Origin of the sequence: Chitinophaga varians, from assembly GCF_012641275.1 — a bacterium.
Lineage (GTDB): Bacteria > Bacteroidota > Bacteroidia > Chitinophagales > Chitinophagaceae > Chitinophaga > Chitinophaga varians_A.
In genome coordinates, this window is sequence record NZ_JABAIA010000002.1 from 522549 (window position 1) to 535398 (window position 12850).

10 protein-coding genes are annotated in these 12850 nt (G+C 51.2%); 8 read left to right on the forward strand and 2 right to left on the reverse strand.

The genetic code is table 11. The features are described from left to right. Positions 1-7 precede the first annotated feature (7 nt). The 7 genes from HGH92_RS16715 to HGH92_RS16745 all read left to right on the forward strand — a co-directional run bounded on the left by HGH92_RS16715 (position 8) and on the right by HGH92_RS16745 (position 9929). Positions 8-349 (forward strand): T9SS type A sorting domain-containing protein, encoded by a 342-nt coding sequence (locus HGH92_RS16715; RefSeq protein WP_168871914.1) that lies wholly within the window; start codon positions 8-10, stop codon positions 347-349. A 27-nt stretch (positions 350-376) separates the two neighbouring features. After that, entirely contained in the window at positions 377-4507 is a 4131-nt protein-coding gene (locus HGH92_RS16720; RefSeq protein ID WP_168871915.1) for a PKD domain-containing protein, read from the forward strand. 32 nt (positions 4508-4539) lie between these two features. Then, positions 4540-5544, forward strand: coding sequence for a PorP/SprF family type IX secretion system membrane protein (locus tag HGH92_RS16725; protein ID WP_168871916.1), 1005 nt, complete (start codon positions 4540-4542; stop codon positions 5542-5544). A gap of 27 nt (positions 5545-5571) precedes the next feature. Then, complete coding sequence (locus tag HGH92_RS16730; RefSeq protein ID WP_168871917.1) at positions 5572-7563, forward strand: OmpA family protein; 1992 nt, start codon at positions 5572-5574, stop codon at positions 7561-7563. A 33-nt stretch (positions 7564-7596) separates the two neighbouring features. Next, on the forward strand, positions 7597-8625 hold the full coding sequence (locus HGH92_RS16735) for a type IX secretion system membrane protein PorP/SprF (RefSeq protein WP_168871918.1): 1029 nt from the start codon (positions 7597-7599) through the stop codon (positions 8623-8625). Positions 8626-8664: 39 nt separating this feature from the next. Beyond that, positions 8665-9255 (forward strand): hypothetical protein, encoded by a 591-nt coding sequence (locus HGH92_RS16740; protein WP_168871919.1) that lies wholly within the window; start codon positions 8665-8667, stop codon positions 9253-9255. A 95-nt stretch (positions 9256-9350) separates the two neighbouring features. Then, positions 9351-9929 carry an RNA polymerase sigma factor gene (locus tag HGH92_RS16745; RefSeq protein WP_168871920.1) on the forward strand — a complete coding sequence of 193 codons (579 nt, stop codon included), beginning with the start codon at positions 9351-9353 and terminating at the stop codon, positions 9927-9929. A gap of 7 nt (positions 9930-9936) precedes the next feature. Here HGH92_RS16745 and HGH92_RS16750 read toward each other — a convergent pair whose 3' ends face one another. Both HGH92_RS16750 and HGH92_RS16755 read right to left on the reverse strand, forming a co-directional pair. Next, positions 9937-10818, reverse strand: a complete 882-nt coding sequence (locus HGH92_RS16750) for a Fic family protein (RefSeq protein WP_168871921.1) — start codon at positions 10816-10818, stop codon at positions 9937-9939. 162 nt (positions 10819-10980) lie between these two features. Next, a complete protein-coding gene (locus HGH92_RS16755) occupies positions 10981-11412 on the reverse strand; it encodes a hypothetical protein (protein WP_168871922.1) in 432 nt (143 codons plus the stop codon). Between the two features lie 374 nt (positions 11413-11786). On the opposite strand from HGH92_RS16755, the gene rhaT reads away from it, so the two are divergent. Beyond that, positions 11787-12842, forward strand: a complete 1056-nt coding sequence (gene rhaT, locus HGH92_RS16760) for an L-rhamnose/proton symporter RhaT (RefSeq protein WP_168871923.1) — start codon at positions 11787-11789, stop codon at positions 12840-12842. Positions 12843-12850 lie beyond the last annotated feature (8 nt).

Consider the following 12850-nt stretch of genomic DNA (forward strand, 5'->3'; position numbering starts at 1 on the left):
AAGAAAGATGAAGTACTTGCTTGCTTTCATAATTACAGCTGCGTTGCTGCATGGGGGAATAACCCATGCAGCAGCCCACAGCTGTCGGCAGGGGATAGACAGTCTGCTTAACAGCGCCCGGTCTATCACTGCTTATCCCAATCCGGCCTCTGTGTCCGTACATGTGAAGTCAGTGAAAGAACTGCGCGAGCTGGTCATTTACGGACTGGACGGCAGACAGGTAAGGAGAATAGCCACACCGGGGAAAGACCATATGGTACAGGTTTCCGGACTGGCCCAGGGTTCTTACATGTTACGGGCCTTATTTGAAGATGGGACAAGAACGTCAAAGATGATCATCAAACAATAATCATTTCAAGATGAAAAATTGTACAAGATGTTAACCAAAATCATTTCTCATCCTGTCAGCCAACGGCTACAGCGATGTCTCATAACCATATCTGTGTTAGTGTTGCAGTTCGTAGCCTTTAGTTCGCACGCCCAGAATCTTTCCAACAAAGGGAAAGACTTCTGGGTTGGCTACGGACATCACCAGTTCATGGAACCGGGAGGGGGCAACACGCAGGAGATGATCCTGTACCTGAGCGCCGAACAGGCCGCTACGGTAACAGTGAGCATCACCGGCACCGCGTGGACAAGGACCTATAACATCCCTGCCAACACGGTTATTGCAACAGACCTGATACCTAAAACAGGCGCCAACGATGCCCGGTTGTATTCACCACCGCCATCATTCGGCGGTACAGGCGGTGAAGGTACCTTTACCAACAAATCCATCCACATTCAGAGTAATGTGCCTATCGTAGCCTATGCCCATATTTTTGGCAGCGCCTCTTCCGGTGCTACCATGCTGATGCCGGAAGAAACATGGGGCTACTCCTATATTTCTGTCAACAGCCAGCAGGACTATGCCTCCGATTGTTTTTCCTGGATGTTCGTGGTGGCCAACCAGAACAATACCGTGGTGGAAATAAAACCTTCGGTACTGACGCGTAACGGCCGTGCGCCGGGCGTTCCGTTCACCGTAACACTTAACCGCGGCGATATTTACCAACTGGTAGGTGCTTCCCTCGGCGGCTCCAAAGGCCGTGAACTGACCGGTACCACGGTGAAGTCCATCGGCAACTCCGCCGGTGAATGTTACCCGGTAGCGGTATTCTCCGGCAGTAGCCGTACCGCCCAGTCGTGTACTAATAGCGGCGGCAGCGGTGATAATAATATCCAGCAGGTGTTCCCCTTCCAGGCATGGGGAAAACGTTACCTGACCGCGCCTTACTCGCATTCTGCCACCCCTACTTCCAATCAGACCTCGATGTATAAAGTAGTGGTGAAAGATCCGACAACGATTGTAAAATTAAATGGCGGCAGTATGCCTGGCCCATTGATCGCTAATTCCTACTATGAGTTCAATAGTAAAACGGCCGATTATATTGAGGCCGATAAACCTATACTGGTAGCACAATACATGCCGTCATCCGGCTCCTGCGGCAATAGTGATCCGCTGGGTGATCCGGAGATGGTTTACCTCAGCCCAATAGAACAGGCGGTTAAACGGACAGGCTTCTATCGCAACAACCGTGAGTTCATCACAGTCAATTACCTGACGCTCATCATTCCGACAGGCGGTCTCACCTCCCTGTTGATCGATGGCAGTCCGCTGTACAACACTTCATATCCGCATCCCAATATGCCGGGTTATTCCGTCGTGGTAAAACGCTGGAATGCCGCACAGGCGCAGTGTATCGTGACCAGTGATTCCGCTTTTACCGCCACCACCTACGGACTGGGCAGCGTGGAAAGTTATGGTTACAATGCCGGTACGCTGATCAACAACCTCAACGCAGTGGGTTCTATTCACAACGAACTTGATACTTCTAAAGCAACCAATGATTTTACCTGTACACAAACACCGGTAGAACTATCTATCCTCATGGCTTATAAGCCTACCAAAATGGTGTGGAAACTGAGCCTGCTGGGAGCCGCTATCACGCCTAATGCTGACGTGACGGTGAATAATCCTGTGCCGGTGGCCACCGTGGTGATCAACGGTATCACTTACTATAAGTATACTTTGCCGGGCTCTTATAAATTCGCCAACACCGGTGAGTTTGATATCACGGTGATGTCTACTCATCCATCCATTGAAAACTGTACCAATACCGAAAAGGTAGGCTATACTATTTCCGTAAAGACCAAGCCCCGTGCGATATCCAGCTATACCTACAGCGGCTGTACGCTGGACAGCGCCATCTTCAAAGGAGAGAACAATCAGCCGGATTATAAGATAGGCCGCTGGAAGTGGGAGTTCCCTGGTCCGGCGCTCGATAGCGGCATCGAAGTGCATCATGTGTTCCAGCCGGGACAGGCCAATGTGAAACTGACGGTGATCTCTACCGATGGTTGCGTGGGCGACACCGCCTTCCAGGTGACAGCTGCCGCCAAACCGGTGGCTAATTTCGCCAGTGACGTACCGTCGCTGTGTGAAGGCGCGCCGGTAAAACTGACAGACAACTCCACCTACGGCGGAACAGCACCCTTAAAAGAGTGGTACTGGGATTTTGGCAACGACTCCGTGAAGAAAGCCGCTACCAATGCGCCGGAATCCATGACCTATAACGGCTATAAAACGTATACCGTCAAACATGTGGTGAAAGTGAGCGATCTGTGTATCAGCGATACCGCCACCAAGACCATTACCGTATATGCGAAGCCGCATGCAGCCTTCGCGTTCCCGGGTGACTGTCTGCCGGTAGATGGCATTGTACAGTTTAACAGCACCGCCACTGTGCCGGACGCACAGACACTCGCGGGCCACAGCTGGGATTTCGGCGATGCCAACGCCACGCCAACCAATCCCAATACCTCGTTGCTGGCCTCACCTTCGCACGCCTATACGAAGTTTGGCACTTATACCATCAAATACCAGGTAACTACCGATAAAGGCTGTACGAAAGATACCACCGTCACAGCCAGCTTTAAGCTGAAGCCGCAGCTGGCCTATGCACCGGTGACCGGTGTATGCGTGAACGTGAAAGGCAGCATCAAAGTGGCCAATGCCACCGTACAGAACGGGGTGACCGGCAATGGTTACTACAAAGGACCAGCGACCGACTCCTCCGGTAATTTCACGCCTTCCGCAGCAGGACCGGGAACCCATCAGATCTGGTACGTGTTTAACGCCAGCACCGGTTGCGCGGATTCAGTGGCCACTAACGTGGTCGTATATCCGAAACCATCGGCCGCCTTTACCGCTACGGCCAGCGTATGTCTTGGTCAGCCGGCGGTGATCACGGACCAGTCCACCATCAGCGGCGGCGCTATCACCACCTGGAAGTGGGATGATGGCAAAGGCCAGCAAACGCAGGCCACCAACAATAGTCCGTTTAACGTGCTCTATACCGCCGATGGCAATTATACCGTGAAGCTGGTGGCTGTGAGCGATCAACAGTGTGTGAGCGACACCGCCTCCATGCCGGTGGCCGTACATCCGTTGCCGGAAGTGAATTTCCAGCTGCCTGCTTCCGTGTGTATGCCGGAAGGTAGCGCGAAGTTCACCAATCTGACCACTATCAAAGACAACTCAGCCCTCACCTGGCAGTGGAATTTCGGCGATGGCAGCGCCACTGCTGCATTAAAGGACCCGTTGCATAACTACACCGCCTACGGTCCGTTCGACGTGGTGCTCTCCGCTACTTCCGCTTTCGGATGTAACGCACAGGCCACCAAACGGATGGAAGCCTTCTTCGGTCAGCCGGTGGCCTCCTTTAAAGTGGCGCCGGACACACTGTGCCAGGGTACAGATAACACTTTCACTGACCAGAGCACTGATGATAAAAGCAATATCACCACCTGGGCATGGGAATTTGGCGATGGTTCTACTTCCACCGCGCAGAACCCGGTGAAAAAATATATTTCCCCCGGCGAATATGGCGTACAGCTGAAAGTAACGAATGCCGCAGGTTGTACCTCCGCGCCATTCAGCAGCAAAGTAGTGGTGTACCTGCAACCTGTCATCGATGCTGGCCAGTCATTTGTGGTGCCGCAGGGAACAGTGATCACCTTCAGGCCTACGGCCAATGATTCCGTGAACCTGAAGTTCCGGTGGGAGCCGGCCGCAGACTTCCCCAACCCAACGTTGTTGTCGCCCACTATTCCGGCAATGCACGACCAGATTTATACACTGACAGCGATCGGTAAACACAACTGTACCGCCACGGACCAGATGTCTGTGAAAGTGTTGAAACCGGTGGTACCACCCAATGCTTTCTCTCCCAACGGTGATAACATCAACGACAAATGGGTGATCTATAACCTGAGCGATTATCCTGACAGTAAAGTGGAAGTATTTAACCGCTACGGTCAACGGGTATACGAATCCAGTGGTTATGCACAGCCGTGGGACGGCCGCTTTAAAGGCAATCCGCTGCCGGTAGGCACTTATTATTATGTCATCACCCTGCGTAACGGATTTGCGCCGCTTTCAGGGTATGTGGCCATCATCAGATAACGAACATTATTCACATAAAACACGGACACAAAATGAGAACTAAAATTGCAACATGGCTCATGTCAGTGACAGCCTTCTTCGCCTGCTCCAGGGCGATGGCCCAGGCTGACCCGCATTTCTCGCAGTACTATACCTATCCGTCGTGGCTTAATCCGGCCCTCACCGGTGCTTTCGACGGCGACTACCGTATTGCTGCGATATACCGCACCCAATGGGGAAATATCAGCCCCTTTAAAACATACGGCATCACGGCGGAAGTGCCCACGGCGAAGAATATCAACTTCGGCGCCAGTGTACTGAACCAGGCCGCCGGCGATGGTGGCTATAACTACACCACCGGTTATATCAGCGCCGCCTATACGGGCGTAAAGCTGGACGCCGCGCATTATCATCAGCTCAACTTCGGTCTGCAGCTGGGATTTATCCAGCGCCGTTTTGATCCTTCCAAGCTCACCTTTGGTGAGCAATGGAACCCGGTGACCGGCTACAATCCCGGCAACCCGGTAACGGATATACTGACCAGGACCTCTTCTCTTTCGTTTGATGCAGGTGCCGGCGCACTCTACTATGACGCTACTCCAGGCAAGAAGTTCAACATTTACGGCGGCTTCTCCGTGATACATCTTACCCGTCCGCAGGACCAGTTTGCCGCGAAGGGCGATGCCCGTTTTCCGATGCGCTTCAACGTGCATGGCGGCGTGAAACTAACGTTGTCGGACGTACTGAGCATTACGCCCAACTTCCTGTTTATGGCACAGGGACCGGCGCAGGAAAAGATGATCGGCGCCTATGGACAGCTGAAAGCCGCGCCGGAAACAGATTTTCTCCTTGGACTGAACTACCGTTACAAAGATGCTGTGACCACGCATGCCGGTTTTATTTATAAGACCATGATGCTGGGCGTGAGCTATGATATCAACACATCAGACCTGAGCAAAATGGCCCGCGGTTCCAACAGCTTTGAAGTATCACTCACATTTATCGGACGGAGGAAGGTGAAGACACCGGAAGTGGAATTTGTATGTCCCCGTTTGTAATTCATCTCTACTTGTAACAGACATCTCATGAAAAAAATATTCTTTACAGCATCCGTGTTACTGGTCGCTATGACGCTACAGGCGCAGTTTACCTACGATTACCTGAAAGCCGCCGATCAATATTACAAAAAGGAAGATTATAATTCAGCTATCCAGTATTATGAAAAATACCTCGGCACCAGAACTAAATCCTTCCGAAAGGATTCCTATAAGCCTTATGCGGCAGTGAATGCCAGCCGTAAGAACATGGTGCCGGTGAGCAGTGAGCAGCAGGCTGTGTATAAACTGGCAGAGAGTTACCGCAATCTGCATAACTATGAAAAAGCAGCGCCTCACTACGAAAACGTACTGGAAGCGGACAGAAAAAATTTCCCGCTGGCAGCCTACTACTATGCTGTTTCACTCCGTGCCCTCGGTAAATACGAGGAGGCGGAGAAAGCCTTCCATAGCTTTCTGCAGGGCTATGGCAGCAAAGACAGTTACAGTGCTTCCGCTGAACGGGAAGTCAATAACCTCGCATTTATCAATGCCCAATTAAAACGGTCTGACCTTTCCCTCTATGAAATACGTAAGGCGCCGGCTGCGCTGAATACCACCGGAGCCAGCTATGCGCCGCTCTGGACGGCAGATGGCGCATTGCTGTTTACCTCCACCCGTCCGGACCCCGCCAAAAATAAAGGGTTCATCAACAGGGTGTACACCGCAGATTATGCTGACGGGCAGGCTGCCAACATCCGGCTGCTGCCGGTTGCACAGCCTGAATCGCTGCACCAGGGCGCTGTCAGTGTCAGCCCTGACGGACAGCAGTTGTTCATCACCCGCTGGCAGATAGATCACGGTAAAAAAAGCACCGCTATCTGGGTATCCCGGAAAAACGGGAATAACTGGGGCGAACCTGCGCCACTGGACGCTGTGATCAATGTGCCGGGCAGCAACACACAACAGCCTTTTGTATTGCCTGACGGCAAACACCTGTTGTATGCCAGCGACCGTCCCGGCGGTCAGGGCGGATTTGACCTGTGGTGCGCCACGCTGGACGAAACCGGTAAGCCTGCGAGCACCGTCAATCTCGGTGAGGTCATCAATACAGCAGATAACGAACAGGCGCCTTATTATCACGCTGCCACCCGTACGCTGGTGTTTTCCACTGACGGCCGCACCGGTATGGGCGGGTACGATTTCTTCAGCAGCAAAGGAGAGCCGGGCAACTTCCAGGCGCCGGTGAACATGGGATATCCGGTCAACTCCGTCAAAGATGACATTTACTTCGCCAGCCGCAGCAACAACCGTAACCTTCTCGATGATGTGCTGCTGGGGACAGACAGGGCGGCCGAATGTTGCCTGGAACTTTTCTTCCTGCACAAGACCCGTCCGGCGCGGCAGCTCAGTGGCATCGTAGTGGCATGTAACAGCAATACCCCTGTTGCCGGTGCGGAAGTACGTATCATCGATACCGTTAGTCACCAGGTCATCACCACCCGCAGTACCGGTGCCGATGGTAGTTACGCCTTTACGCTGAATGAATACCAGCCGCTGGTGGCCGTTGCCAACGCGGCGGGTTACCGGCAGGGCACCCAACACATCGGGGTGCCGCAGAATGAAGATACCGTGGCCATCACAGCGCCGGAGCTGTGCCTGACGCCGATAGTGCCGCCACCATCGCCGGTGACGCTCGAAAATGTATACTACGACTATGACAAAGCGACGCTCAAAGAAGAATCATTTGCCTCCCTGGATAAGCTGGTAACGCTGTTGCAGGCCAACCCGACAATGGAGATACAGTTGAGCGCGCATACTGACGGCAAGGGTGGCACGCGTTACAATCAGCGTCTTTCCGAAGCCCGCGCCAAGAGCTGCGTAGACTACCTCGTGGAAAAAGGAATAGACCCTCACCGCCTTACCCACAAGGGTTATGGCGCATCCATGCCAATAGAGCCCAATACACTGCCTGACGGGTCTGATAACCCCGAAGGAAGACAGAAGAACAGAAGGACCACTTTCACGATAACGAAGAAGTAATGCGGGCCTGTTTTTAACCTAAAACATTGAGTCATGAAAAAGTTTGTGTTAACTGGTCTGATGGGATTGATGACGATGTGGGCGCAGGCACAACAACAGCCGCACTACACACAGTATATCATGAATCCTTTCATCATCAATCCTGCTGTGGCAGGAATAGAAAACTACTGGGACCTGCGGCTGAGCCACCGGCATCAATGGGCAGGATTGAATGGTGCGCCGGTGACCACCTATCTGACGGTGCACGGGCCGTTGCGCAAATCGGATTACAGCAATGCGTCTCCTACCGGCTTTGAGATGCCGGGCGAGAACCCACGGGGCAAGGCTTACTGGCGTGACTATACGACACCGCCGCCGCACCCCGGCGCCGGCCTGACAATCCTGAATGACAAAGCAGGACCGCTTAACCGCTTCTCCATCAGCGCCGCCTATGCACATCATATCAACCTGTCGCCACGTACCAGTCTGAGCGCAGGTCTATCGCTCGGTATGCAGCAGGTGAGCCTCGATGCCAGTAAAGTGGGGTTCCTGGACCCTAACGATCCGGCCATTGGCGGCACGGGGATCCTGAACCGCTGGCGCCCTGATATCGGCGCAGGGTTGTGGTTGTATTCAGCAGATTTTTTTGCAGGCCTTTCTGCGCAGAATATCATTCCCCAGAATATCGGCTATGACAACGGTAAGCTGGTGGGAGACAGCGTGTACCGCGGTAAACTGGTGCCTCATCTCTTTTTCACGACGGGCTATCGCTTATGGATAAACGACGATATCAATGTATTGCCTTCCGTGATGGTGAAGTTTATTACCGCTATGCCGGTCAGCGTGGATGTGAATGCCCGCATGATGTTCCGTGACCGCTTTTGGGCGGGGGCGTCTTACCGGCTGCACGACGGCGTGGCAGGCATGTTTGGGGTGAACATCAACTCCACTTTTAACATCGGTTACTCTTACGACTATACGGCATCTTCCCTGAATACCGTCAGCAAAGGCTCTCATGAGATCATGATCGGTTTCCTGCTGGGTAATAAATACGGGGATACCTGTCCGCGGAATGTATGGTAGAAAAAATCAATCAAAATAAACACTTAAACCAAAATTGAAATGATGAAACAAGTAAAGCGCTTCATGCCCTATGCACTGGTCCTTTCTGCTGTAGTATTTTTCATGTCTTGTTCTAAAGATGGTCCTGCCGGCCCTGCTGGTCCTGCCGGTAACAATGGCACACAAGGTCCGCAAGGCCCTAAAGGCGATCCCGGAGATCCGGGTTCTGCCAACGTTATTTATTCCGGCTGGCTGGATGTTCGTTTCCAGGGAGCTCAAACTGTCACCAATCCTGATGGTACCGTGGACACTGTTTTGTACGCCGCGGCCATCAATGCGCCTAAACTGGATTCCGCTGTATTGGCGAATGCCCTGGTGAATGTGTATATCAACCTGGGTACAGCTTCGCAGCAAAGCATTGTGCTGTTGCCTTACACCGATGAATTCGGAACGCTGATCCGGTATGTGGCGGCTTCCAAATCCATCAGCCTTATTTCAAATGGTAATCCCAGTACCCAGACAACATCAACCGGTAAACGTTATCAGTACCGCTATGTGATTGTGCCGGGCGGTGTGGCAGCCCGTTCTGCCAGCAATCTGGACTGGAAAAATTATAGCCAGGTTCGGCAGGCGCTGAACCTGCAAGACTAGGTTATTACTCATAGCCTCCAGCATATAGAAATAATGGTCTCCCTGTCGAGGGAGACCGTTTCCTGAACCTATTTTTTAACGCTTGAAACCTGTGTATGAACAAGTATTCTGATTTTACCGACCACGAACTAATTCGCCTGTATATTGATGGCGATAACCATGCGTTTACCACGCTGGTACATCGTCATAAAAACAGATTGTATACAACAATAGTACTGCTGGTACGCAACCGTGACCTCGCAGAAGATATTTTTCAGGAAGTCTTCATCAAGATTGTCAATGCCCTGCACAGCGGGCAATATGCTGACAACAACCGTTTCCTGGCCTGGGCCGTACGGATTGCCCATAACTGCTGTATCAGCCATTTCCGCAAGGCCAGCGCCTGGGGCAAAACCATGGTAGCGCCCTATAATGATGAAATGGGCGACAGCCTTGATCTGATGGAGCATAGCGCAGAACATCACCTGATAACGCACGAAACCAACCAGGAGATAGGGGCCTTGCTGGACCAGCTGCCGACGGTACAGCGGGAAGCCGTGATTTTACGGTATTATGCAGACCTGAGTTATAAAGAGATAGCACAAACCATCGGTATCAGTATCAATACAGCTCTTGGAAGGGTGCGCTACGCGATCATGAACCTGCGGAAACAGATGCTGGTGGAAGAGGCCTGAATCCTTGTCAATTCAAAGTATTGATCAGGTTAACCACTACTTTAATCATCATGTCCATTTCATCGGCTTTACTTTCTGCAATCATCAGTGTCATGGCTACGAGTGCGTTGTCCGCGATACGTTTGGACCCGTCTCCCCGGTAAAGCAAATTATTTCTTGCCATAAACCAGACAAACAGAAAAGCAGCGATTCGCTTGTTGCCATCTGAAAAGGAGTGATTTTTAATCACGAAATATAAAAGGTGCGCTGCTTTTTCTTCTACGCCGGGATATAACTCTTTGCCGTCGAATGTTTGATAAATGACCGCCAGGGAACTGCGGAAGGAGTCGTCCTTTTCATTGCCAAACAGGCTGCTGCCCCCAAATTTATCCTTCAGGCCATGGACTGCCTCCATGGCTGCGGGATAGGTAATGTGGAAGCGATTGTCCGCTGTGGTGCCAGTAGTTTGCAGACGCTGATGGTCATATTGGTCCAGTATGTCTAACGCATATGCATAATCGGTCAACACGCGCTGCAAGGCTGCGGTTTCGTCTTCCGCGGCAGGGAAGGTGGTCGTCGGCTGTGTCAGTTGCTTGCTGATGGTCTGGTTCACCCACATCCGGAATTGAATGCACCGCCGGGATTTAATGCGATAAGCTATTGCAATAGCTATGTCCAGCGCATAGTTATCTGCGCCATTGCTGGTGGCTGCTTCCTCAGCTTCTCCTTCAAGATAAATATAATTAATGTGAAGACGGATGTCGTTTTCGGGCTGCCGAAACAATGTCGCTATCTGCCTTGGCGTGAGCCAGATATTGTTGTGTTTTATCTGTATGTCGACAGAGGTAAGTTCTGTGTCCGTTTGATAGACAAGGGCGGGCTGATTGCCCGTGGTAGTGATGTGAAACATGACTTTTCTCTTTTGGGTTAAAAATATTATGGATGATTCGCAAAGGTATATTTAAAAAAAAATATTTGATAGTTTTGAGGAAATGAGCTGTCAAGTATTACTAGACAGCTCGTTTTTCCGATGATCGTTTTGCCTGTCTGTACTTCGTTTGAAACAGGAATTCTATAACTCGCCTGGAACAGCTTCCTCTCTTTTCGGTTTCTGGCCTTTCCCCCAGGCATATCCGCCCCCAACGCCAAGTGTAGTAGTGGTGATATGTTCAAGTATGCGCATCGAAACCTCTTCTTTATCCAGATATATGCAATAGACAAAAACACTGGCTATAACCAATACAAGGATGGCCAATAAAATAAAAACTAATATCCGATTTCGAAGCATGTATTTGGGCGCAGATCTGAGATATTCTGCCTGCAAGCGCAGATTTTCCCTGGAAATTTCATAGTCGTTTTGTTGTCCCTGCGACTTTAGCCGCATTTCTTCCTGGCGGAGTTTCAACTCTTCCCTTTGGGTTTCCAGAAGATTTAACAAAGCGGTTTCCGTCAATAACTCATCTTGTTTTTGATGATCGATTGGTTGAAAGGTATTTTCTGACATGGGTTAACGATTTGAATTTTACAATAACATATCCAGTCACTTCATTACTTCCCAGCTTCGGCGGTACAAACTTTGTTGCCAGAATAGATTGAGGGTCTTTTTGAAAAAGTCTGACATACGCTGACGGAGATAATAACAGCTCCTGGCGTAATTGAAAAGGCTTGGGCATATTTATAATCATATAAAAAATGTTTAGTTACCTGCAATATCCGCCAATCCATCCCTCCAAATGTTAACCACTTGTAAATGATCGAAATCCGATCCAGGTGATACTTCGCGTATCACAGAACACCGTATGGTCGTCCCATAACAGTCCATGACAGCCCGGCCCGCTGATTTATCTACTTTAGTAAAAACAGATACAAAAATTCCACATGGCTGTAATCGCAGGTATCATATTCCACTTCATAGGCGGCTTCGCCTCGGGCAGCTTCTACATGCCCTTCAAAAAAGTAAAAGGCTGGCAATGGGAATCGTACTGGCTGGCAGGAGGCCTGTTCTCCTGGCTGATAGTACCGCCGGTAGCGGCGTGGCTTACCCTGCCGGGATTCGCTGAATTCATTGCACAGGCTTCCTGGCGCACGCTGGCAGCGACCTACGTGTTCGGGCTGCTGTGGGGCATCGGCGGCCTCACTTACGGACTGGGTATCCGCTACCTGGGCATGTCACTGGGCAACTCCGTGATGCTCGGCTGCTGCTCGGTGTTCGGAGCGTTGGTACCGGCGATATACTACAACATCGTCCCCGCAACAGGGAAAACATCGCTGTCGGATATGCTCGGCAGCAGCTGGGGACAGGTGGTCCTTACCGGCATGCTGGTATGCCTCGCAGGCATCTGCATCTGCGGAAAAGCAGGCATGATGAAGGAAAAGGAACTGCCGGAAGAAGAAAAGAAAAAGACAGTGGCGGAGTTCAACGTGATAAAAGGCCTGATAGTAGGCGTGGTATCGGGTATCCTCAGCTCCTGTTTTGTCTATGGGATAGAAGCAGGGAAAAGTATGGCGGAAATGGCTGTCACACGCGGACTGGACCCGCTGTACCAGAACAATGTGACCTATGTGGTATTACTCTGGGGCGGCCTCACCACCAACCTGGTCTGGTGCCTGTTGCTGAACCTGCGTAACCGCTCGTACAGGGATTATACCAACAAACAAACACCGTTGGTGGCCAACTACTTTTTTTCGGCGCTGGCCGGCACCACCTGGTTCCTGCAGTTTTTCTTTTACGGCATGGGCGAAAGTAAACTGGGCAACGGCGCCAGTTCATGGATACTGCACATGGCTTTTATCATCCTGATCGCCAACATGTGGGGACTGGTGCTCAAAGAATGGAAAGGCGTCAGTAGCAGGGCTAAAGCTACCATTATCGCGGGTAATCTCACTATTCTCCTTTCTGTATTAATCGTTGGTTACGGAAACTCTCTTAAATAAATATTTGT